The organism is Streptomyces sp. NPDC046860, assembly GCF_040645115.1.
Lineage (GTDB): Bacteria > Actinomycetota > Actinomycetes > Streptomycetales > Streptomycetaceae > Streptomyces.
In genome coordinates, this window is sequence record NZ_JBEYXQ010000010.1 from 204,450 (window position 1) to 227,902 (window position 23,453).

General features: G+C 67.6%; 19 protein-coding genes and 1 tRNA gene. 3 read left to right on the top strand and 17 right to left on the bottom strand.

The window, feature by feature from the left end; translation table 11 throughout:
* Positions 1-4: 4 nt before the first annotated feature.
* From rplC to ABZ898_RS17410, 17 genes are all read right to left on the bottom strand, one after another.
* A complete protein-coding gene (rplC, locus tag ABZ898_RS17330; protein WP_030811658.1) occupies positions 5-649 on the bottom strand; it encodes a 50S ribosomal protein L3 in 645 nt (214 codons plus the stop codon).
* A 17-nt stretch (positions 650-666) separates the two neighbouring features.
* Positions 667-975, bottom strand: coding sequence for a 30S ribosomal protein S10 (gene rpsJ / locus ABZ898_RS17335; protein ID WP_003948644.1), 309 nt, complete (start codon positions 973-975; stop codon positions 667-669).
* Positions 976-1,486: 511 nt separating this feature from the next.
* The gene (gene tuf, locus ABZ898_RS17340; RefSeq protein WP_164187148.1) at positions 1,487-2,680 is read right to left on the bottom strand and encodes an elongation factor Tu; all 1,194 of its coding nucleotides are present in this window, start codon (positions 2,678-2,680) and stop codon (positions 1,487-1,489) included.
* Positions 2,681-2,822: 142 nt separating this feature from the next.
* Positions 2,823-4,949, bottom strand: a complete 2,127-nt coding sequence (fusA, locus tag ABZ898_RS17345) for an elongation factor G (protein ID WP_361658873.1) — start codon at positions 4,947-4,949, stop codon at positions 2,823-2,825.
* A gap of 39 nt (positions 4,950-4,988) precedes the next feature.
* The gene (gene rpsG, locus ABZ898_RS17350) at positions 4,989-5,459 is read right to left on the bottom strand and encodes a 30S ribosomal protein S7 (protein WP_003992340.1); all 471 of its coding nucleotides are present in this window, start codon (positions 5,457-5,459) and stop codon (positions 4,989-4,991) included.
* 2 nt (positions 5,460-5,461) lie between these two features.
* Positions 5,462-5,833: a 30S ribosomal protein S12 gene (rpsL, locus tag ABZ898_RS17355; RefSeq protein ID WP_003948652.1), complete on the bottom strand. Its 372-nt coding sequence runs from the start codon at positions 5,831-5,833 to the stop codon at positions 5,462-5,464.
* Between the two features lie 322 nt (positions 5,834-6,155).
* Complete coding sequence (locus ABZ898_RS17360; protein WP_361659005.1) at positions 6,156-6,620, bottom strand: DUF1707 and DUF4190 domain-containing protein; 465 nt, start codon at positions 6,618-6,620, stop codon at positions 6,156-6,158.
* A 318-nt stretch (positions 6,621-6,938) separates the two neighbouring features.
* Positions 6,939-10,838 carry a DNA-directed RNA polymerase subunit beta' gene (locus ABZ898_RS17365; RefSeq protein WP_361658876.1) on the bottom strand — a complete coding sequence of 1,300 codons (3,900 nt, stop codon included), beginning with the start codon at positions 10,836-10,838 and terminating at the stop codon, positions 6,939-6,941.
* Between the two features lie 97 nt (positions 10,839-10,935).
* Positions 10,936-14,421, bottom strand: a complete 3,486-nt coding sequence (rpoB, locus tag ABZ898_RS17370; RefSeq protein ID WP_135783682.1) for a DNA-directed RNA polymerase subunit beta — start codon at positions 14,419-14,421, stop codon at positions 10,936-10,938.
* Positions 14,422-14,988: 567 nt separating this feature from the next.
* Positions 14,989-15,372 carry a 50S ribosomal protein L7/L12 gene (rplL, locus tag ABZ898_RS17375; RefSeq protein WP_031180872.1) on the bottom strand — a complete coding sequence of 128 codons (384 nt, stop codon included), beginning with the start codon at positions 15,370-15,372 and terminating at the stop codon, positions 14,989-14,991.
* A gap of 117 nt (positions 15,373-15,489) precedes the next feature.
* Positions 15,490-16,020, bottom strand: coding sequence for a 50S ribosomal protein L10 (gene rplJ, locus ABZ898_RS17380; RefSeq protein ID WP_031180873.1), 531 nt, complete (start codon positions 16,018-16,020; stop codon positions 15,490-15,492).
* 285 nt (positions 16,021-16,305) lie between these two features.
* Positions 16,306-17,172, bottom strand: a complete 867-nt coding sequence (locus tag ABZ898_RS17385) for a hypothetical protein (protein WP_361658880.1) — start codon at positions 17,170-17,172, stop codon at positions 16,306-16,308.
* Positions 17,173-17,330: 158 nt separating this feature from the next.
* Positions 17,331-18,056, bottom strand: a complete 726-nt coding sequence (gene rplA, locus ABZ898_RS17390; protein ID WP_161146644.1) for a 50S ribosomal protein L1 — start codon at positions 18,054-18,056, stop codon at positions 17,331-17,333.
* Between the two features lie 98 nt (positions 18,057-18,154).
* Positions 18,155-18,589, bottom strand: a complete 435-nt coding sequence (rplK, locus tag ABZ898_RS17395; RefSeq protein ID WP_018543896.1) for a 50S ribosomal protein L11 — start codon at positions 18,587-18,589, stop codon at positions 18,155-18,157.
* Positions 18,590-18,760: 171 nt separating this feature from the next.
* Positions 18,761-19,606, bottom strand: coding sequence for a transcription termination/antitermination protein NusG (nusG, locus tag ABZ898_RS17400; RefSeq protein ID WP_361658883.1), 846 nt, complete (start codon positions 19,604-19,606; stop codon positions 18,761-18,763).
* 80 nt (positions 19,607-19,686) lie between these two features.
* Entirely contained in the window at positions 19,687-19,971 is a 285-nt protein-coding gene (gene secE / locus ABZ898_RS17405; RefSeq protein ID WP_030811625.1) for a preprotein translocase subunit SecE, read from the bottom strand.
* Positions 19,972-20,081: 110 nt separating this feature from the next.
* Positions 20,082-20,154: transfer RNA gene (locus ABZ898_RS17410), tRNA-Trp, on the bottom strand.
* 260 nt (positions 20,155-20,414) lie between these two features.
* Here ABZ898_RS17410 and ABZ898_RS17415 point away from each other — a divergent pair.
* The 3 genes from ABZ898_RS17415 to ABZ898_RS17425 all read left to right on the top strand — a co-directional run bounded on the left by ABZ898_RS17415 (position 20,415) and on the right by ABZ898_RS17425 (position 23,439).
* Positions 20,415-21,641: a pyridoxal phosphate-dependent aminotransferase gene (locus tag ABZ898_RS17415; protein WP_361658886.1), complete on the top strand. Its 1,227-nt coding sequence runs from the start codon at positions 20,415-20,417 to the stop codon at positions 21,639-21,641.
* A gap of 125 nt (positions 21,642-21,766) precedes the next feature.
* Positions 21,767-22,810: an adenosine deaminase gene (locus ABZ898_RS17420; RefSeq protein WP_361658889.1), complete on the top strand. Its 1,044-nt coding sequence runs from the start codon at positions 21,767-21,769 to the stop codon at positions 22,808-22,810.
* Entirely contained in the window at positions 22,807-23,439 is a 633-nt protein-coding gene (locus tag ABZ898_RS17425; protein ID WP_361658893.1) for an NAD(P)H-binding protein, read from the top strand. Before ABZ898_RS17420 ends, ABZ898_RS17425 begins: the two co-directional genes overlap by 4 nt.
* Positions 23,440-23,453 lie beyond the last annotated feature (14 nt).

A 23,453-nucleotide genomic window follows, 5' to 3' on the forward strand; every position in this document is an offset into this window, starting at 1 on the left:
GTCCTCAGGCCCCCTTGGCCGCGGTGCGGACCAGGACGAGGCCGCCGTTCGGACCAGGAACCGCGCCCTTGATGAGGAGCAGGCCCTTCTCCGCGTCAACGGCGTGAACGGTCAGGTTCTGGGTGGTCACCCGCTCGTTGCCCATGCGACCCGCCATGCGCATGCCCTTGAAGACACGACCGGGGGTGGCACAGCCACCGATGGAACCGGGCATGCGGTGCACACGGTGGGCACCGTGGGACGCCTTGCCACCCTTGAAGTTGTGGCGCTTCATGACACCCGCGAAGCCCTTGCCCTTGCTCTTCGCGGTGACGTCGACCTTGACGCCCGACTCGAAGACCTCGGCAGTGATCTCCTGGCCCAGCGTGTAGTCGCTGGCGTCGGAGGTGCGGAGCTCCACCAGGTGGCGGCGCGGGGTGACGTCGGCCTTGGCGAAGTGGCCCTTGAGGGGCTTGTTCACCTTGCGCGGGTCGATCTCGCCGAAGGCGATCTGGACCGACTCGTAGCCGTCGACGTCGTTGGTGCGGACCTGGGTGACGACGTTCGGGCCGGCCTTGACGACGGTGACCGGAACAACACGGTTGTTCTCGTCCCACACCTGCGTCATGCCGAGCTTCTCGCCCAGGATGCCCTTGATCTGCTTAGCCATTCTCAGATCACCGATCCCTAGAGCTTGATCTCGATGTCGACACCGGCCGGGAGGTCGAGTCGCATCAGGGAGTCAACGGTCTTGGGCGTCGGGTCGAGGATGTCGATCAGGCGCTTGTGCGTGCGCATCTCGAAGTGCTCGCGCGAGTCCTTGTACTTGTGCGGCGACTTGATGACGCAGTACACGTTCTTCTCAGTGGGCAGCGGCACCGGGCCCGCGACCGACGCACCAGTGCGGGTCACCGTCTCGACGATCTTCTTCGCCGAGGAGTCGATGACCTCGTGGTCGTAGGCCTTGAGCCGGATGCGGATCTTCTGTCCCGCCATGGCTACTCAGTAGTCCTGTCTTCTCTCACGCTCTGGAACCCGGCAGTTTCACACTGCCTTCTCTCCGACCCACGCGGTCGGGCGTGTCGCACTGCCGCTAACGAGAATGCCCATCGCTGGAACATCCCTTCAGGGAATGCACACGGCCCTGCCGGAACCGCGGGCCGAGGGCGGAAGGCCCACCGGGCGCCTGGTCGGTGCTGCGCCCACGCTTCCCGGAAGATTCCCGTACGTCCAACCCCAGGGGGTTGACGAGTACTGTGGGACTCGCTTCCGGTCCTCCCGGCGGGAGGCGCGCAGCATCAACACTCGACCGAGCAACTCCGACAGTCTGCCATATGGCGTACCCCTCTGGCCAATCGAGCCGAGTAGATTACCCCGAAAGTGACGCAGGTCAAACCCACCCGGGCGGGCGCCTGAGGGCAACGTCACAGGAACAGCGAAGAGGCCCGCACGACTTGCGTCGTGCGGGCCTCTCCGGGTCGTTCAAGGACCCTCAAGCAAGCGGTACTTACTTGACGATCTTGGTGACCTGGCCGGCGCCCACGGTGCGGCCACCCTCACGGATGGCGAACTTCAGGCCCTCCTCCATGGCGACGGGCTGGATGAGCGAAACGGTCATCTCAGTGTTGTCGCCCGGCATGACCATCTCGGTGCCCTCGGGGAGGGTCACGACGCCGGTCACGTCCGTGGTACGGAAGTAGAACTGCGGGCGGTAGTTGTTGAAGAACGGCGTGTGGCGGCCACCCTCGTCCTTGGACAGGATGTAGGCCTGGGCCTCGAACTCGGTGTGCGGGGTGACCGAACCGGGCTTGATGATGACCTGGCCGCGCTCGACGTCCTCGCGCTTGATGCCGCGGAGCAGCAGACCGACGTTCTCACCGGCCTGGCCCTCGTCGAGCAGCTTGCGGAACATCTCGATGCCGGTGACCGTGGTGGTGGTCTTCTCGGTCTTGATGCCGACGATGTCGACGGTCTCGTTGACCTTGAGGACACCACGCTCGATGCGGCCGGTGACGACGGTGCCACGACCGGTGATCGTGAAGACGTCCTCGATCGGCATCAGGAACGGCTTGTCGACGTCGCGCTCGGGCTGCGGGATGTTCTCGTCCACGGCCTTCATGAGCTCGAGGACGGTGTTGCCCCACTCCTTGTCGCCCTCGAGCGCCTTGAGCGCCGAGACCTTGACGACCGGCAGGTCGTCGCCCGGGAACTCGTACTCGGAGAGGAGCTCACGGACCTCGAGCTCGACGAGCTCCAGGATCTCCTCGTCGTCCACCATGTCGGCCTTGTTCAGGGCGACGACGATGTACGGAACGCCGACCTGGCGGGCCAGGAGCACGTGCTCCTTGGTCTGCGGCATCGGGCCGTCGGTGGCGGCGACCACGAGGATGGCGCCGTCCATCTGCGCGGCACCGGTGATCATGTTCTTGATGTAGTCCGCGTGACCGGGGCAGTCGACGTGGGCGTAGTGCCGCGTCTCGGTCTGGTACTCGACGTGCGCGATCGAGATCGTGATACCGCGCTGGCGCTCCTCGGGAGCCTTGTCGATCTGGTCGAAGGCCGAGGCCTCGTTCAGGTCCGGGTACGCGTCGTGCAGCACCTTGGTAATGGCGGCCGTGAGGGTCGTCTTACCGTGGTCGATGTGACCGATGGTGCCGATGTTGACGTGCGGCTTAGTCCGCTCGAACTTCGCCTTCGCCACTGGGTCCTCCTGTGGAGTGGTTCTGGTACGCCTTACTCATCGGCGCCAGGTGATCTTTGCTGGGATGCCGTCCGCCGGGATCTTTCCGTCTGGTCCGACCCCGGCGGTCGGTGTCAAGCCTAAAGCGTGTAAACGGGGTGCGTTACTCGCCCTTGGCCTTCGCGATGATCTCCTCGGCGACGTTCCGGGGAACCTCGGCGTAGGAGTCGAACTGCATCGAGTAGCTTGCGCGACCCGAGGTCTTGCTGCGGAGGTCTCCGACGTAGCCGAACATCTCCGAGAGGGGCACGAGGCCCTTCACGACGCGGGCACCGGCCCGCTCCTCCATGGCCTGGATCTGGCCACGGCGGGAGTTGATGTCGCCGATGACCTCACCCATGTAGTCCTCGGGCGTGGTGACCTCGACGGCCATCATCGGCTCGAGGAGCACGGGCGAAGCCTTGCGCGCGGCCTCCTTGAAGGCCTGCGAGCCGGCGATCTTGAAGGCGAGCTCGGAGGAGTCGACCTCGTGGTAGCCACCGTCGAGAAGAATGACGCGGACGCCCGTCATCTCGTAGCCGGCCAGGATGCCGAACTGCATGGCCTCCTGCGCACCCGCGTCCACCGAAGGGATGTACTCCTTCGGGATGCGGCCACCGGTGACCTTGTTCACGAACTCGTACGAGGTGTCGCCACCCTCGATCGGCTCGATCGCGATCTGCACCTTGGCGAACTGACCGGTACCACCGGTCTGCTTCTTGTGGGTGTAGTCGAGCCGCTCGACGGCCTTGCGGATCGTCTCGCGGTAAGCCACCTGCGGCTTGCCGACGTTCGCCTCGACCTTGAACTCACGGCGCATGCGGTCGACCAGCACCTCGAGGTGCAGCTCGCCCATACCGCCGATGATGGTCTGGCCGGTCTCCTCGTCCGAGTGGACCTGGAAGGAGGGGTCCTCCTCCGCGAGACGCTGGATGGCGACACCCAGCTTCTCCTGGTCACCCTTGGACTTGGGCTCGATGGCGACCTGGATGACCGGCGCCGGGAAGTCCATGGACTCCAGGATCACCGGGTTCTTGTCGTCGGACAGCGTCTCACCGGTGGTGGTCTGCTTCAGGCCCATGACGGCGACGATGTCGCCGGCGCCCACCGACTCGATCTCCTCACGCTTGTTGGCGTGCATGCGGTAGATCTTGCCGATGCGCTCCTTCTTGCCCTTGACGGAGTTCAGCACCGAGGTGCCGGACTCCAGGCGGCCCGAGTAGACCCGGACGAAGGTGAGCTTGCCGAGGTGCGGGTCGCTCATGATCTTGAACGCGAGCGCGGAGAGGGGCTCCTCGTCCGACGGCTTGCGCTTGACGACGAGCTCGGCGTCCTTGACGTCGTGGCCCTCGATGGCCTCGACGTCGAGCGGGGTCGGCAGGTAGCGCACGACCGCGTCGAGCAGGGGCTGGACGCCCTTGTTCTTGAACGCGGTGCCACAGAACACCGGGGTGACCGTGACGCCCTCGGACTTGCCGGACGCGATCGTGATCCGGCGGATCGCCGCGTAGAGCTGCTCCTCGGTGGGCTCCTGGCCCTCCAGGAAGAGCTCCATGATCTCGTCGTCGTGCTCCGCGACGGTCTCGACCAGCTTGCCGCGGTACTCCTCGGCAGCCTCGAGGTGCGAGGCCGGGATGTCGACGGTGTCGTACATCTCGCCCTTGGCGGCCTCGGCGGACCACACGAGCGCCTTCATGCGGACGAGGTCCACAACGCCCTGGAAGTCCATCTCGGCACCGATCGGGAGCTGCATGACGATCGGGACCGCGCCGAGGCGGTCCTTGATCATGTCCACGCAGCGGTGGAACTCGGCGCCGGTACGGTCCAGCTTGTTGACGAAGCAGATGCGGGGCACGCCGTAACGGTCGGCCTGACGCCACACCGTCTCGGACTGCGGCTCGACACCGGCGACACCGTCGAACACCGTCACGGCACCGTCGAGCACGCGGAGCGAACGCTCCACCTCGACGGTGAAGTCGACGTGACCCGGGGTGTCGATGATGTTGATGGTGTAGTCACTGCCCTCGAGAGGCCAGTGGCAGGTCGTCGCAGCAGACGTGATCGTGATGCCACGCTCCTGCTCCTGCTCCATCCAGTCCATCGTGGCGGCGCCGTCGTGGACCTCACCGATCTTGTACGACACACCGGTGTAGAACAGGATCCGCTCGGTGGTGGTCGTCTTGCCCGCGTCGATGTGGGCCATGATCCCGATGTTGCGGACCTTGGCCAGGTCAAGTGAAGTGGTAGCCATAAGGCTTCAGTCTTCTCTCGGTCTCGATGTGGGTAGCGACTACCAGCGGTAGTGCGCGAAGGCCTTGTTGGACTCGGCCATCTTGTGCGTGTCCTCGCGCTTCTTGACGGCCGCACCGAGGCCGTTCGAAGCGTCGAGAAGCTCGTTGAGCAGACGCTCGGTCATCGTCTTCTCGCGACGGGCGCGGGAGTAACCGACGAGCCAGCGCAGCGCGAGCGTGTTGGCGCGACCGGGCTTGACCTCGATCGGCACCTGGTACGTCGCACCGCCGACGCGGCGGGACTTGACCTCGAGGGTCGGCTTGATGTTCTCGAGCGCGCGCTTCAGCGTGATGATCGGGTCGTTGCCCGTCTTCTCACGCAGACCCTCCATGGCGCCGTAGACGATGCGCTCGGCGGTGGAGCGCTTGCCGTTCAGCAGCACCTTGTTGATGAGGGAGGTCACCAGAGGAGAACCGTAGACCGGGTCGATGATGACCGGGCGCTTCGGGGCGGGGCCCTTACGAGGCATTCTTACTTCTCCTTCTTGGCGCCGTAGCGGCTGCGGGCCTGCTTGCGGTTCTTGACACCCTGGGTGTCGAGCGAACCGCGGATGATCTTGTAGCGAACACCCGGCAGGTCCTTCACACGGCCGCCGCGCACGAGCACGATGGAGTGCTCCTGCAGGTTGTGTCCCTCACCCGGAATGTAGGCCGTGACCTCGATGCCGCTGGTCAGACGCACACGCGCGACCTTACGCAGGGCCGAGTTCGGCTTCTTCGGGGTGGTCGTGAACACACGCGTGCAGACGCCGCGACGCTGGGGCGAACCCTCGAGTGCGGGCGTCTTGTTCTTCTCGACCTTGTCCTGCCGGCCCTTCCGGACCAGCTGCTGGATCGTAGGCACTACTTCTCCGGTTTCTGTGTGCCGAATGGTGAAGCTAACCTGGAACGTCACCGACCCACGCGGTCGGGTGTGTCGAACCCGCGGACTCCCGCCGCAAAGGGAAGGGCGCGGATTTCGGTGGCCGCTGACGACTCGCCGTGCGGTGAGAAGCACACACGGGAGCCAGGGCACACCCCAGGCACAAGGTCTGAGCGTACCTACCGCACGGACTTCGGTCAAAACAAATGCGAGGCGGCCACCCGTGAGGGACAGGGCATGTCAAGTCCCAACGCCGTCAACGATCTTCGATTTCACGTAGCGCACACACCCGGCCACGCCCCCGTCATCGGTCCAGCACGCCCACCGCGATCAGCAGCAGCCACAGCAGCGCCCAGCCTCCGACGGACAGCCAGCCCAGAACGAGGCCGGTCAGGGCCAGTCCGTCGCCGTCCTCGCCGGTGCGGCGGATCTCCGCGCGCGCGGTGTGCCCCAGCACCACCGCCGGGATACCGGTGAGCCCGGCCGTCAGCAGACACAGCAGCCCGCACACCGCGGACCCCACCGCCTTGCCGTTGGCCGCCGGCCGCGGTGTGGGCCAGAACACCTGCGGCACGGGCGTCACGGGCGCCGGATGCGGCGCCGGCCCCTGCGGCAGGTCGGCCACCACCAGCGCCAACTCACCGACCGAACGGGCCGCGAACACCCGGCCCACCCGCCGGTCGAACTCGTCCTTCTCCAGCCGCCCTTCGGCGAACCCGGCGCGCAGCACGTCCACGGCCCGCTCCCGGTCGGCGTGCGAGGCCAGCATGAACGAGGCGGCGCCGGCCTGCCCCTGGGGCACCCCGGGCCAGGGCGGGGGCATCGCGGGCCGGAACGGGCCGGGGAAGGGCGCCAGGGGCCATCCCTGCGGGTGCGACGGCGCCGGTGGAGTACCGGACGCCGCCGGGTCGTTGTTGTCCGGCCACGACGGCTGCCACGACGGATGCGACACGGAGCACCTCCCGAACCCCCGACCGGGGTTCTTCCATGATGCGCCCAAATGTCCGCCGGGCGGGCGGAAAACGCCGAAGGGCGGCATGCCCGGGGGGATGCCGCCCTTCGGTTCAAGAGCCTTTCGGCTGCTCGCCTACTGGTTGTACGGACCGTAGTCGTAGTCCTCCAGCGGAACGGCCTGGCCGGAGCCCGCGCCGAACGGCGAGTAGTCGATGTCGTCGTAGCCGACGGCCGAGTACATCGCGGCCTTGGCCTCCTCGGTCGGCTCGACCCGGATGTTGCGGTAGCGGGACAGACCCGTACCGGCCGGGATGAGCTTACCGATGATGACGTTCTCCTTGAGGCCGATCAGGGAGTCGGACTTGGCGTTGATCGCCGCGTCCGTCAGGACCCTGGTCGTCTCCTGGAAGGAGGCCGCGGACAGCCACGACTCGGTCGCCAGCGACGCCTTGGTGATACCCATGAGCTGCGGGCGGCCGGAGGCCGGGTGCCCGTTCTCCTGGACCACACGACGGTTCTCGGTCTCGAACTTCGAGCGCTCGACCAGCTCGCCGGGCAGCAGCTCGGCGTCGCCGGACTCGATGATCGTCACGCGGCGGAGCATCTGCCGGATGATGATCTCGATGTGCTTGTCGTGGATCGACACACCCTGCGAGTTGTAGACCTTCTGGACCTCGCCGACCAGGTGGACCTGGACGGCACGCTGACCCAGGATGCGCAGCACGTCGTGCGGGTTGGTGGCACCCACGGTGAGCTGCTGGCCCACCTCGACGTGCTCGCCCTCGCGGACCAGGACCTTGGCGCGCTTGGAGATCGGGAACGCCGTCTCGTCGCTGCCGTCGTCCGGGGTGACCACGAGCTTCTTGGTCTTCTCGGTCTCCTCGATCCGCACGCGGCCGGAGGCCTCGGAGATCGGGGCGACACCCTTCGGGGTACGGGCCTCGAAGAGCTCGACCACACGGGGCAGACCCTGGGTGATGTCGTCACCGGCCACACCACCGGTGTGGAAGGTACGCATCGTCAGCTGGGTACCGGGCTCACCGATGGACTGGGCGGCGATGATGCCGACCGCCTCACCGATGTCGACCAGCTTGCCGGTGGCCAGCGAACGGCCGTAGCACATCGCGCAGGTGCCGACGGCGGACTCGCAGGTCAGGACCGAGCGGGTCTTGACCTCCTCGACGCCGTACTTGACCAGCTCGTCGATGAGCACGTCGCCCAGGTCGGTGCCGGCCGGGGCCAGCACCTTGCCGTCGACGACGATGTCCTCGGCGAGGCAGCGCGCGTACACGGACGTCTCGACGTTGTCCGCCTTGCGCAGCACACCGTCGGCGCCGCGCTCGGCGATCGACAGCTTGAGGCCGCGCTCGGTGCCGCAGTCCTCCTCGCGGATGATGACGTCCTGCGAGACGTCCACCAGACGACGGGTGAGGTAACCCGAGTCGGCGGTACGCAGGGCGGTGTCCGCCAGACCCTTACGGGCACCGTGCGTGGAGATGAAGTACTCCAGCACGGACAGGCCCTCACGGAAGGACGCCTTGATCGGACGCGGGATGGTCTCGTTCTTGGCGTTCGACACCAGACCACGCATACCGGCGATCTGCCGCATCTGCATCATGTTTCCTCGGGCACCCGAGTCAACCATCATGAAGATGGGGTTCGTCTTGGGGAAGTTCGCGTTCATCGCCTCGGCGACCTCGTTGGTCGCCTTGGTCCAGATCGCGATGAGCTCCTGAGTGCGCTCTTCCTTGGTGATCAGACCGCGCTCGTACTGCTTCTGGACCTTCTCGTCCTGCGCCTCGTAGCCCTTGACGATCTCCTTCTTCGCCTCGGGAACGACGACGTCGGAGATGGCCACGGTGACACCGGAACGGGTCGCCCAGTAGAAGCCCGCCGCCTTCAGGTTGTCGAGCGTCGCCGCCACGATGACCTTGGGGTAGCGCTCGGCCAGGTCGTTGACGATCTCGGAGAGCTGCTTCTTGCCCACCGAGTAGTCGACGAACGGGTAGTCCTCGGGCAGCAGCTCGTTGAAGAGCGCGCGGCCCAGGGTGGTGCGCAGGCGGAACGAGTCCCCCTGCTGCCACTCGGGCTCGCCCTCCTCGCGCGCCGGCGGCGTCCAGCCACGCGGCGGGATGGTGCCCACCGGGAAGCGGATGTCGATCGGCGACTGCAGGGCCAGCTCGCCGGCGTCGAACGCCATGGTCGCCTCGGCCGTGGAGCCGAACGCGCGGCCCTCGCCCTTGGTGTCACGGAGTTCACCGTCGGTGGTGAGGAAGAACAGACCGAGGACCATGTCCTGGGTCGGCATCGTCACCGGACGGCCGTCGGCGGGCTTGAGGATGTTGTTCGAGGACAGCATCAGGATGCGGGCCTCGGCCTGCGCCTCCGCGGAGAGCGGCAGGTGCACGGCCATCTGGTCACCGTCGAAGTCCGCGTTGAACGCGGTGCAGACGAGCGGGTGGATCTGGATGGCCTTGCCCTCGACCAGCTGCGGCTCGAAGGCCTGGATGCCGAGGCGGTGCAGGGTGGGAGCACGGTTCAGCAGAACCGGGTGCTCGGCGATGACCTCTTCGAGGACGTCGTACACGACCGTGCGGCCGCGCTCCACCATGCGCTTGGCGCTCTTGATGTTCTGCGCGTGGTTCAGGTCGACCAGGCGCTTCATCACGAACGGCTTGAAGAGCTCCAGCGCCATGGCCTTGGGCAGACCGCACTGGTGCAGCTTCAGCTGCGGGCCGACGACGATGACGGAACGCGCCGAGTAGTCGACTCGCTTGCCGAGCAGGTTCTGACGGAAACGACCCTGCTTGCCCTTGAGCATGTCGCTCAGGGACTTCAGCGGGCGGTTGCCGGGACCGGTGACCGGGCGACCGCGACGACCGTTGTCGAAGAGGGCGTCCACGGCCTCCTGGAGCATGCGCTTCTCGTTGTTCACGATGATCTCGGGCGCGCCGAGGTCGAGAAGCCGCTTCAGGCGGTTGTTGCGGTTGATGACACGGCGGTACAGGTCGTTCAGGTCGGAGGTCGCGAAGCGGCCACCGTCCAGCTGCACCATCGGACGCAGGTCCGGCGGGATGACCGGCACGCAGTCGAGCACCATGCCCTTGGGGCTGTTGCTGGTCTGCAGGAACGCGGAGACGACCTTGAGGCGCTTGAGCGCACGGGTCTTCTTCTGGCCCTTGCCGGTGCGGATGATCTCGCGGAGGCGCTCGGCCTCCTCCTCCAGGTCGAAGGACTCCAGGCGCTTCTGCAGCGCCGCGGCACCCATCGAACCGTCGAAGTACGTGCCGAAGCGGTCACGCAGCTCGCGGTAGAGCAGCTCGTCGCCCTCGAGGTCCTGGACCTTGAGGTTCTTGAAGCGGTTCCACACCTCGTCGAGGCGGTCGATCTCGCGCTGCGCGCGGTCACGGAGCTGCTTCATCTCGCGCTCGGCGCCCTCGCGCACCTTGCGGCGCACGTCGGCCTTGGCACCCTCGGCCTCGAGCTCGGCCAGGTCGGTCTCGAGCTTCTTGGCGCGGGCCTCCAGGTCGGAGTCGCGGCGGTTCTCGATCTGCTGGCGCTCGACGGAGACGTGGGCCTCCAGCGACGGCAGGTCGCGCTGACGGCGCTCCTCGTCGACGTACGTGATCATGTACGCCGCGAAGTAGATGACCTTCTCGAGGTCCTTCGGGGCGAGGTCGAGCAGGTAGCCCAGCCGCGACGGAACGCCCTTGAAGTACCAGATGTGGGTGACGGGGGCGGCGAGCTCGATGTGGCCCATCCGCTCACGGCGCACCTTGGCGCGCGTGACCTCGACGCCACAGCGCTCACAGATGATGCCCTTGAAGCGGACGCGCTTGTACTTGCCGCAGTAGCACTCCCAGTCCCGGGTCGGACCGAAGATCTTCTCGCAGAAGAGTCCGTCCTTCTCGGGCTTGAGGGTGCGGTAGTTGATCGTCTCGGGCTTCTTGACCTCGCCGTGGCTCCACTGGCGGATGTCGTCCGCGGTGGCCAGGCCGATCCGGAGCTCGTCGAAGAAGTTGACGTCGAGCACTATGCGTCAATCCCTCTCAGTGTCGTAAGTCTGTGGTCTGAAACGGGGGCCTGGGGGTCGGCGGGGTCCTCGGTGAGAGGACCCCGCCGGACTCCCGTCAGACCTCTTCGACGCTGCTCGGCTCGCGCCGGGACAGGTCGATGCCGAGCTCCTCCGCAGCGCGGAAGACGTCCTCGTCGGTGTCGCGCATCTCGATGGACATGCCGTCCGAGGACAGCACCTCCACGTTGAGGCAGAGCGACTGCATCTCCTTGATGAGCACCTTGAAGGACTCGGGGATGCCGGGCTCGGGGATGTTCTCGCCCTTGACGATGGCCTCGTAGACCTTCACGCGGCCGGTCACGTCGTCGGACTTGATGGTCAGCAGCTCCTGGAGGGCGTACGCGGCGCCATAAGCCTCCAGCGCCCACACCTCCATCTCACCGAAGCGCTGGCCACCGAACTGGGCCTTACCACCCAGCGGCTGCTGGGTGATCATCGAGTACGGACCGGTCGAACGGGCGTGCAGCTTGTCGTCGACCAGGTGGTGGAGCTTGAGGATGTACATGTACCCGATGGAGATCGGGTCCGGGAACGGCTCACCGGAGCGGCCGTCGAACAGCCGGGCCTTGCCGGTCGGCTGCACCATCCGCTCACCGTCGCGGTTCGGGATGGTGTGCTGCAGCAGACCCGCCAGCTCGTCCTCGCGCGCGCCGTCGAACACCGGGGTGGCGACGTTGGTGCCGGGGTCGACCTGGTCGGCGCCGATGACCTGCAGGCGCTCGGCCCAGTCCTCCGCGAGGCCGGAGACGTCCCAGCCGCGGCTGGCGAGCCAGCCGAGGTGGATCTCCAGGACCTGTCCCGGGTTCATTCGGGACGGGACACCCAGCGGGTTCAGGATGATGTCGACCGGGGTGCCGTCCTCCAGGAACGGCATGTCCTCGATCGGCAGGATCTTGGAGATGACACCCTTGTTGCCGTGACGGCCGGCGAGCTTGTCACCGTCGGTGATCTTGCGCTTCTGGGCGACGTAGACGCGGACCAGCTGGTTCACGCCCGGGGGCAGCTCGTCGCCCTCCTCGCGGTCGAAGACGCGGACACCGATGATCTTGCCGGTCTCGCCGTGCGGCACCTTCAGGGAGGTGTCGCGGACCTCGCGGGCCTTCTCACCGAAGATCGCGCGGAGCAGACGCTCCTCCGGCGTCAGCTCGGTCTCACCCTTGGGCGTGACCTTGCCGACGAGGATGTCGCCCGCGGTGACCTCGGCGCCGATGCGGATGATGCCGCGCTCGTCGAGGTCGGCGAGGACCTCCTCGGAGACGTTCGGGATGTCCCGGGTGATCTCCTCGGGGCCGAGCTTGGTGTCACGGGCGTCGACCTCGTGCTCCTCGATGTGGATCGAGGAGAGGACGTCGTCCTGCACGAGGCGCTGCGACAGGATGATCGCGTCCTCGTAGTTGTGACCCTCCCACGGCATGAACGCCACGAGCAGGTTCTTGCCCAGGGCCATCTCGCCGTTCTCGGTGGCCGGACCGTCGGCCAGGACCTGGCCCTCGATGATCCGGTCGCCCTCGTTGACGATGACCTTCTGGTTGACCGAGGTGCCCTGGTTGGAGCGCGAGAACTTGTGCAGGCGGTACGTGATGTACGTGCCGTCGTCGTTGGCGGTGGTGACGTAGTCCGCGGAGACCTCCTGGACCACACCCGCCTTCTCGGCCTTGACCACGTCGCCGGCGTCGACGGCGGAGCGGTACTCCATGCCGGTGCCGACGAGCGGGGCCTCGCTCTTGATGAGCGGCACGGCCTGGCGCATCATGTTCGCGCCCATGAGGGCACGGTTGGCGTCGTCGTGCTCCAGGAACGGGATCATCGCGGTGGCGACGGACACCATCTGGCGCGGGGAGACGTCCATGTAGTCGACGTCGTCACCGGGGACGTAGTCGACCTCGCCGCCACGACGGCGGACCAGGACGCGGGCCTCCTCGAACCGCATGTCGTCGTTGAGCGTGGCGTTGGCCTGCGCGATGACGAAGCGGTCCTCCTCGTCGGCGGTCAGGTAGTCCACCTCGTCGGTGACCTGGCCGTCGACGACCTTGCGGTACGGGGTCTCGACGAAACCGAACGCGTTGACCCGGCCGTAGGAGGCGAGCGAGCCGATCAGACCGATGTTCGGGCCTTCGGGCGTCTCGATCGGGCACATGCGGCCGTAGTGCGAGGGGTGCACGTCGCGGACCTCGAAGCCGGCCCGCTCACGGGAGAGACCACCCGGACCAAGAGCCGACAGACGGCGCTTGTGGGTGAGACCCGACAGCGGGTTGTTCTGGTCCATGAACTGCGACAGCTGGCTGGTGCCGAAGAACTCCTTGATGGAGGCGACGACCGGCCGGATGTTGATCAGGGTCTGCGGCGTGATCGCCTCGACGTCCTGGGTGGTCATGCGCTCGCGCACGACACGCTCCATACGGGCGAGACCCGTACGGACCTGGTTCTGGATCAGCTCGCCGACGCTGCGCAGACGACGGTTGCCGAAGTGGTCGATGTCGTCGGTCTCGACGACGATCGACTGGCCGCTGTCACCGACGGTCTCGGTCTCACCGGCGTGCAGCTTGACCAGGTACTTGATCGTCGAGATGACGTCCTCGGTGGTCAGCACACCCGCGTTGAGCGGGGCGTCGGCACCGAGCTTCTTGTTGACCTTGTAACGGCCGACCTTGGCGAGGTCGTAGCGCTTCGGGTTGAAGTACAGGTTCTCCAGCAGCGTCTGCGCGGCCTCACGCGTGGGCGGCTCGCCCGGACGCAGCTTGCGGTAGATGTCGAGCAGCGCGTCGTCCTGGCCCTGGGTGTGGTCCTTCTCCAGGGTGGCGCGCATGGACTCGTACTCGCCGAACTCCTCGAGGATCTGCTCGGTGGTCCAGCCGAGCGCCTTGAGCAGAACGGTGACCGACTGCTTGCGCTTGCGGTCGATGCGGACACCGACCATGTCGCGCTTGTCGATCTCCATCTCCAGCCAGGCACCCCGGGACGGGATGATCTTGGCGGAGAAGATGTCCTTGTCGGACGTCTTGTCGATGGAGGAGTCGAAGTAGACACCCGGCGAGCGGACGAGCTGCGACACCACGACACGCTCGGTGCCGTTGATGACGAAGGTGCCCTTGTTGGTCATGAGCGGGAAGTCGCCCATGAAGACCGTCTGGGACTTGATCTCGCCGGTCTCGTTGTTGGTGAACTCGGCGGTGACGAAGAGCGGCGCGGCGTACGTGAAGTCGCGGTCCTTGCACTCGTCGATGGAGTTCTTCGGCGGCTCGAAGCGGTGGTCGCGGAAGGTCAGCGACATCGACCCGGAGAAGTCCTCGATCGGGGAGATCTCCTCGAAGATCTCCTCCAGACCGGACTTGGTGGGAACGTCCTGACCGTTCTCGAGAGCCTTCTCGACGCGAGCCTTCCAGGCGTCGTTGCCGAGCAGCCAGTCGAAGCTCTCGGTCTGGAGCGCAAGAAGGTTCGGAACCTCGAGGGGCTCCTTGATCTTTGCAAAGGAGATGCGCAGCGGGGCGGTGCTGGCGCCGTTGTTCGTATTCGCGGTCGAGGCAGTGCGCGAGGCGGCCAAGAGGGGGTCCTTCCGAGGGCTCGGACTCACTACGCGCGTACCGGTCCCTCTCTCAGGCTCACGACGGGAAACCCCAGGTCAGGGAAGTTCGGCGTCGGTGCTCGAGTGAGGGCAGACCCCTGGTGACGGGCAGGGGACAGCTAACAGGCAGCGCAAAGGGTCAGTGTAGCCACTTGGCACACTGATGTCCAGTCCCGGTTTCGGAGACCCTCGTTTTTCTCAACGCCCTCGTGTTCGACGCCCTCGGCCCGCTGCCCTCGACGCAGGATGATCCTGCCCTCTTCGCCGTCGATCCATGCCTCGAATCCGGATCGTTGTGACGACGCGTCCTGAGAATTGCGCGCTGCGTGCGGTTCGTCAAGGCCCCCCAGCCGGAACGGGGCCTTCCGGAGACACGACGAAGATCACCATACCCCTCGCCACGACGAGTGCAAGGCAACCCCGGTCGTCCCCCGGATACGCCGAAGAGCGACCACCCGGATGGATGATCGCTCTTCGGTGCGTTCGCGTTACAGCCTCTTCAGGCCGCGGTCACGCGGGTGAGGTTCGCGGGAACCCCGTGAGGTGTTACTTGACCTCGACGGAGGCGCCGGCGGCCTTGAGGGACTCGGCAGCCTTCTCCGCGGCCTCCTTGGTGACCTTCTCGAGGACCGGCTTCGGGGTGCCGTCGACGAGGTCCTTGGCCTCCTTCAGACCCAGGGAGGTCAGCTCGCGCACGACCTTGATGACCTGGATCTTCTTCTCGCCGGCGCCGGTGAGGACGACGTCGAACTCGTCCTGCTCCTCGGCAGCCTCGGCCGGGGCGCCGGGGGCGGCCGGGCCGGCCACGGCGACCGCGGCGGCGGCGGTGACGTCGAACTTCTCCTCGAAGGCCTTCACGAACTCGGAGAGCTCGATGAGGGTCATCTCCTCGAACTGGGCAAGCAGCTCGTCCTGGGTGAGCTTCGCCATGATGGCGGTCCTTCCACTAATTCGGCAGGTGCCGGATGTACTGGGTGAGGCGGGCGTACTTAGGGCCCGCTGCGACCCTCGCCGCGTCAGGCGGCCAGGATCAGAAAGCGAGCCGAATTACTCGGCACCGCCCTGCTCGGCCTGCTTGGCACGGAGCGCGTCCACGGTGCGGACGAGCTTCGAGGGCAGCGCCTGGAAGAGCTGAGCAGCCTGAGACTGCTTGCCCTTGAAGGCACCGGCCAGCTTGCTGAGCAGAACCTCGCGGGACTCGAGGTCCGCAAGCTTCTTGATCTCATCGGCGGACAGCGCCTTGCCGTCAAGGACACCGCCCTTGATGATGAGATTCGGGTTGTCCTTGGCGAAGTCACGGAGACCCTTCGCCGACTCCACCGGGTCACCGGTGACGAAGGCGACAGCCGTCGGACCAGCGAAGAGCTGGTCGTCCAGCGTGATCCCGGCCTCGTTGGCCGCAATCTTGGTCAGCGTGTTCTTCACCACGGCGTACTTGGCGTTCTCACCGAGCGACCGGCGCAGGGTCTTGATCTGCGCCACGGTGAGACCGCGGTACTCGGTCAGCACGGCAGCGTTGGAGTTGCGGAACTGCTCCGTCAACTCGGCCACTGCGGCAGCCTTGTCGGGCCTCGCCATAGAGTCTCGGCCTCCTTCCGGGTGATTCTGACCGCGCGGACCCCGAAGGAGGAGACTGGGAAAAACAAACGCCCCGGCGCAGGCGCTCGGGGCGGACTCGACCGGGCGCTTACGCGTGGACGCGTCTGCTCCGGGAGTTCTTCCACTGACACCTGCGCGGGTCGCCCACTTTGCAGTGAGTCCTTCGGCCACCACACCCTCAGGTGAGCGTGCGGCAACGACCAGCGGTCTTTGGCTTCTCGAGGAGAGTACGGGACTCGGGCACCGCCGGGCAAATCCGCTGGTTCAGCGGGCGCCGGCAAGGCTCCCGGACCGGGCCAGCTTCGTGAAGTCCTGGGTGTCGGAGGCCGGGGGCGCCTCGGCGGTGACGCGGACGCCGTACTCACGGTAGTAGGCGGTGGAGACCAGGCTGCCCTGGGCGGTGTCGGCCCGCTCCACCTTCTTGACCAGCAGGTTCCGCTGGTCGATCCACAGGTCCACGGTCTCCGTGGTGACCCCGGCCTGGTCGAGCTGGCGCTTGAGGCCGGCCAGTTCGCGGGCGCTCAGACCGCTCTCCCGGCCCGCCAGGTCGGCGACGCGGACCCGGCCCCGGTAGTGCGTGGCAGACGTCCCCTGGACCCGCTCGGCACCGACCCTGCGCACGTCCCCGGAGGCCAGCAGCATCTTCACCGACTGGTTGGGCGTGGTGTTGCGCATCTGGTCCTTCAGATACATCCCGAGTCCGTCGCCGCCGCGCGCCAGGTCGGCGTAGCCGTACCTGATCCAGTGCCGGCCGCCGGCCCGCCGGGCGAAGGTGTCGCTCATGCGGGCGTAGTAGGCGTCCGGGAGATAGCGGGCCCGCAGGGACGAGGTGCCGGCCTCGCGCATGGCGGCCGCGAGGGCGCCGCCCGTGTAGCGGATGGTGAGGTGGCCGGTGACGCCGTCGCCCCAGCGCAGGGCGCCGTCGGAGGACAGCGAGAGGGCCTTGCCGTAGCTGAGCGTGGAGCGCACGCGGACCGACTCGGCGCGGTCGGTGGACCGCTCGGCGGAGCGCAGGGCGGCCAACGGGCGGCTCGGGGCGTCCTCCCGGTCGTCGCCGCAGGAGGCCAGCGGGCCGAGCGCGGCCAGTACCAGCGCCGCGGTCCCCGCCCGGCGGACGGTCGTGCTCCTCATCCGGTCCCCCACCCCCTCGTAAGCACCTGCCCGCACCGTAACCCAGGGCACGGGCGGGCCGGGAGGGAAAGGAAAAGGGGAGGACCCCGCACCCTCGAAGGGTGCGGGGTCCTCCTCACACGCGCGCGTCGCGGACGCGGCTACCGGTGAGCGAAGGCTCAGACGGCGGCCGGGTCCTCCTCGACGAGGAGGTTGCGGGTGCGGTTCTGGTCCACCAGGATGCCGGGGCCCATCGTGGTGCTGATGGCGGCCTTCTTGATGTAGCGACCCTTGGCGGCGGACGGCTTCAGACGGAGGATCTCCTCCAGCGCGGCGCCGTAGTTCTCCACCAGCTTGGCGTCGTCGAACGACGTCTTGCCGATGATGAAGTGCAGGTTCGAGTGCTTGTCGACGCGGAACTCGATCTTGCCGCCCTTGATCTCGGTCACGGCCTTGGCCACGTCCGGGGTCACGGTGCCGGTCTTCGGGTTCGGCATCAGACCACGCGGGCCGAGGACGCGGCCGAGGCGGCCGACCTTGCCCATGAGGTCCGGGGTGGCGACGACGGCGTCGAAGTCCAGACGGCCCTTCGCCACCTCGTCGATCAGCTCGTCGGAGCCGACGATGTCGGCGCCCGCGGCACGCGCGGCCTCGGCACGGTCGCCGGTCGCGAAGACCAGGACCCGGGCGGTCTTACCGGTGCCGTGCGGAAGGTTCACGGTGCCACGGACCATCTGGTCGGCCTTGCGCGGGTCGACACCCAGGCGGAAGGCGACCTCGACGGTGCCGTCGAACTTGGTCGTGGAGGTCTCCTTGGCGAGACGGACGGCCTCGAGCGGGGCGTACAGCTTCTCCCGGTCGATCTTGGCGTCCGCAGCGCGGAGAGCCTTGCTGCGCTTGCTCACAACTGCTCCTGAGGGGTTCTGAAAAGGAGGCGTGGTACGGGCCGAGCAGGCCCTGCCACGTGCGACCGGCTACGGCCGCATGACTACGGGGTGGGTGATCAGCCCTCGACCGTGATGCCCATGGAACGGGCGGTGCCGGCGATGATCTTCGACGCGGCGTCCAGGTCGTTGGCGTTCAGGTCGGGCATCTTGGTCGTGGCGATCTCGCGGACCTGCGCCTCGGTGATCTTGGCGACCTTGGTCTTGTGCGGCTCGCCGGAGCCCTTCTCCACGCCCGCGGCCTTGAGGATCATCTTCGCGGCCGGCGGAGTCTTGGTCACGAAGGTGAAGGAACGGTCCTCGTAGACCGTGATCTCCACCGGGATGACCCAGCCACGCTGCGACTCGGTCGCGGCGTTGTAGGCCTTGCAGAACTCCATGATGTTGACGCCGTGCTGACCGAGCGCGGGGCCGACCGGCGGGGCCGGGTTCGCCGCACCGGCGTTGATCTGGAGCTTGATGAGCCCCGTGACCTTCTTCTTCTTGGGAGGCATTGCTCTCCGGGTCCTTTCGATTCGGGTCCTGCCCGCCCCCGGTGAACCACCCGGACGCAGGCATACCGCACAACGATAGCGGGTATAGATGCGCGGCTGAAAACCGAGCAGGTCAGACCCGCTGTGACAGCCGGTCTGACCTGCTTCGGAAGCGATGTGCCCAGAGGAGAACTAGTTCTTCTGGATCTGGTCGAAGCTCAGCTCGACCGGGGTCTCGCGGCCGAAGATCTCGACGAGGCCCTTGACCTTCTTCGAGTCGGCGTTGATCTCGTTGATCGTGGCCTGGAGGGTGGCGAAGGGGCCGTCGGTGACGGTGACCGAGTCGCCGACCTCGAAGTCCAGGACCTCGACGGTGACCTTGCGCTGCGGGGCGGGCTTGCCCTCGGCCTCGGCGGCCTCGCGGGCGGCCTTCTCCTCGGCCTCCGGGGCGAGCATCTTGACGATCTCGTCCAGGGTCAGCGGGTACGGGTCGTAGGCGTTGCCCACGAAGCCGGTGACGCCGGGGGTGTTGCGGACGACGCCCCAGGACTCGTTCGTCAGGTCCATGCGGACCAGGACGTAACCCGGCAGCTTGTTCTGCTTGATCGTCTTGCGGTCGCCGTTCTTGATCTGGACGACCTCTTCCTGCGGCACCTCGGCCTGGAAGATGTAGTCCTCGACGTTCAGCGAGACGGCGCGCTGCTCGAGGTTCGTCTTCACGCGGTTCTCGTAACCCGCGTAGGTGTGGATGACGTACCACTCGCCGGGGAGCGTGCGCAGCTCCTCGCGGAGCGCGGCGATCGGGTCGACCGGCTCGGCGGGCTCTTCCTCGACGGCCTCGACGGTTTCCTCGGCCTCGACGACGTCGTCGCCGGCCTCGTCCGTCTCGTCCGTGTCGACGACGTCCGCGTCGACCTCGGCGGCAGCCTCGAACTCGTCCTGCTCGTCCGCGCCCTCGACGATGTCGAGCTCGGCGTCCACCGCCTCGGCGGTGTCTCGGCGAGGCTCGGTGGCGTCGTTCAGGTTCGGGTCAGACACGATGGCTGCTTCTTCCTGGATACATAGGGGTGGAACATGCGAAAAAAGGCGCCGGTACCACGGCGCCCTTCGCTCTTGGCTCAGCCGAAGACGTACTTGGCCGCGTGGTTGAGGCCATAGTCAATCACGGTGACCAAGCCAATCATGATGACGACGAAGACGATCACGACGGTCGTGTACGACGTCAGCTGATTGCGGGTCGGCCAGACGACCTTGCGGAGTTCCGCGATGATCTGGCGGTAGAAGGTGGCAAGACGCTTCAGCGGGCCCTTCTTGGCTCGCTTGCCGCCCTTGCGGGGCTTCTTGGCATCCGACAGCTCGTCCTGGGCGTCAGGCGTGTCGATGGAGCCCACGGCGTCCGTCATGCGTCCTCACCTGATCCCGGAATCGTGGCCGTGCCGCGCCCGGTGAATCAGAGCCGCACGGCGGTGCATTGCTGTACGTACATGCGCACACATCCTGGCGGTGTGTGTAGCAGGGCCGGAGGGACTTGAACCCCCAACCGCCGGTTTTGGAGACCGGTGCTCTACCAATTGAGCTACGACCCTTTGTATGTCCCCCAACTTACCGCATCCGACCGACCGCTCGGTGTGCACCGGTCGCGCGGAGGCTGCTGGAGGCCAACGAGGTGAGAGTGTACGTGTTCAACGGCCCGGCGTCGAACAGAAAGTGCCCGGCCGGGCGCCCGGTGTGGAAGATCGTCCTGGCCGCGGCCAGGATTCGGACCCTTGTTCCGGTGCCCGCCCGGTGCCGTTCAGTCTGTGAAACCCGTGTGCCCGCCGTGTTTCCGGTCTGGAACGATGGGCGTATGAGCGCTGCAACCCCTCCCACCGAGCGCCGGGTCTCCGCCCGAGTCGGCGCGATCTCCGAGTCCGCCACCCTCGCCGTGGACGCCAAGGCCAAGGCCCTCAAGGCCGCCGGGCGTCCGGTGATCGGCTTCGGCGCCGGTGAGCCCGACTTCCCGACCCCGGACTACATCGTCGAGGCGGCCGTAGAGGCCTGCCGGAACCCGAAGTTCCACCGCTACACCCCGGCCGGCGGCCTGCCCGAGCTGAAGGCCGCCATCGCCGCGAAGACCCTGCGGGACTCCGGATACGAGGTCGACGCCTCCCAGATCCTGGTGACCAACGGCGGCAAGCAGGCCATCTACGAGGCGTTCGCCGCGATCCTCGACCCGGGCGACGAGGTCATCGTCCCGGCGCCGTACTGGACCACCTACCCCGAGTCGATCCGTCTCGCCGGCGGTGTGCCGGTGGAGGTCGTGGCCGACGAGACGACCGGCTACCGCGTCACCGTCGAGCAGCTGGAGGCGGCCCGCACGGAGAAGACGAAGGTCGTCCTCTTCGTCTCGCCCTCCAACCCGACCGGCGCGGTCTACAGCGAGTCCGAGGCCGAGGCCATCGGCCGCTGGGCCGTCGAGCACGGCCTGTGGGTGCTGACCGACGAGATCTACGAGCACCTGGTCTACGGCGACGCCACCTTCACCTCGCTCCCGGCGATCCTGCCCGAGCTGCGGGACAAGTGCATCGTGGTCAACGGTGTCGCCAAGACGTACGCCATGACCGGCTGGCGCGTGGGCTGGGTCATCGGCCCCAAGGACGTGGTCAAGGCCGCGACCAACCTCCAGTCGCACGCCACCTCCAACGTCTCCAACGTGGCGCAGATGGCCGCGCTGGCCGCCGTCTCCGGCGACCTGAAGGCCGTGGCGGAGATGCGCGAGGCCTTCGACCGGCGCCGTCGCACGATCGTGCGGATGCTGAACGAGATCGACGGCGTGCTGTGCCCCGAGCCCGAGGGCGCCTTCTACGTCTACCCCTCGGTGAAGGACCTGCTGGGCAAGGAGATCCGGGGCAGGCGTCCCGCGACCACCGTCGAGCTGGCCGCGCTGATCCTGGAGGAGGCCGAGGTCGCGGTCGTCCCGGGCGAGGCGTTCGGCACGCCGGGCTACCTGCGGCTGTCGTACGCGCTGGGTGACGAGGACCTGATCGAGGGCGTCAGCCGGATGCAGAAGCTGCTGGCGGAGGCCCGCGACTGAGATCGTCCATGAACGGGGCCCGGCCTGCTCTCAAGAGTGGGTAGGGCCCCGCTTCTGTGTGCGAGCAAGACCACTAAAGGGGAACCGGCTACCGGTGTGGCCTCCTGGTGCGGCAGGATCTCGGGATGGAGCGTGTACGTGATCTCTCGGAGCTTCCCAAGGCCCATCTGCATCTGCACTTCACCGGCTCGATGCGCCCCGGCACCGTCCTGGAACTGGCCGACAAGTACGGCGTCCGGCTGCCCGAGACGCTGACCGAGGCCCTGACCAGCGGCGAGCCGCCCAAGCTGCGGGCCACCGACGAGCGCGGCTGGTTCCGCTTCCAGCGGTTGTACGACGCCGCGCGCTCGTGCCTGAGGGAACCGGAGGACATCCAGCGGCTGGTCCGCGAGGCCGCCGAGGAGGACGTCAGGGACGGCTCGGGCTGGCTGGAGATCCAGGTCGACCCGACCTCGTACGCCCCCCGGCTGGGCGGGCTGATCCCGGCGCTGGAGATCATCCTGGACGCGGTGGACACCGCCTCCCGCGAGACCGGCCTCGGGATGCGCGTCCTGGTGGCCGCGAACCGGATGAAGCACCCGCTGGACGCCCGCACGCTGGCCCGCCTCGCGGTGCGGTACGCGGACCGGGGCATCGTCGGCTTCGGCCTCTCAAACGACGAGCGGCGCGGCATGGCCCGCGACTTCGACCGCGCCTTCCACATCGCCCGCGAGGGCGGCCTGCTGTCGGCGCCGCACGGCGGTGAGCTGACCGGGCCGGCGTCGGTGCGCGACTGCCTGGACGACCTGCACGCCACCCGGATCGGACACGGCGTGCGCGCTGCGGAGGACCCGCGCCTGCTGAAGCGGCTGGCGGACCGGGGCATCACCTGCGAGGTCTGCCCGGCGTCCAACGTGGCGCTCGGCGTCTACGAGAAGCCCGAGGACGTCCCCCTGCGCACTCTGTTCGAGAGTGGTGTCCCGCTGGCGCTCGGCGCCGACGACCCGCTCCTCTTCGGTTCCCGGCTGGCCGCCCAGTACGAGCTCGCCCGCCACCACCACGCCTTCACCGACGCCGAACTCGCCGAACTGGCACGCCAGTCGGTGCGCGGCTCGGCGGCACCCGCCGACACGAAGGAACGCCTCCTCGCGGGCGTCGACGCATGGCTGGCCCAGCCGGTGGGCTCATGAGGCTGACCGTCTTCGGCGCCACCGGCGGTGTGGGCGGCGAGATCGTCCGGCAGGCCCTGGACGCGGGGCACGAGGTGACGGCCGTGGTCCGCGATCCCGCCCGGCTCGCCGTCACCGGGGAACGGCTGCGTGTGGTCCGGGCCGACCTGAGCGACGCGGAGGCGCTGCGCGGCGCCGTCGCGGGCCGGGACGCGGTCCTGTCGGGGCTGGGGGCCCGGTCCCGCAAGGCCGCGGGGGTGACGGCGCGGCTGACCCGCGCGGTACTGGCCGCGATGGAGGCGGAGGGGGTGCGCCGGCTGGTGATCGTCAGCGCCGCCCCGGTGGGCCCCGCCCCGGCGGATGACGGCGTCCTGGACCGCGCGCTGCGGTCCGTGGTCTCGGCGGTCTTCGCGGACGTCTACGCCGACCTGCGCGAGACGGAGGCCGAGCTGGCCCGCAGCCTCGCCGAGTGGACCTCGGTACGCCCGCCGCGCCTGCTGGACCGGCCCCTGACCGGCCGCTATCGCACGGTGGTCGGCGGCTTCCCGCGCGGTGGCCGGACCATCGGCCGCGCGGACGTGGCGCACGCGATGCTGACGGTGACCGGTGACCCGGCGACGGTCCGGCAGGGTGTCGGGGTGGCGTACTAGGCGAGCTGGGCGTA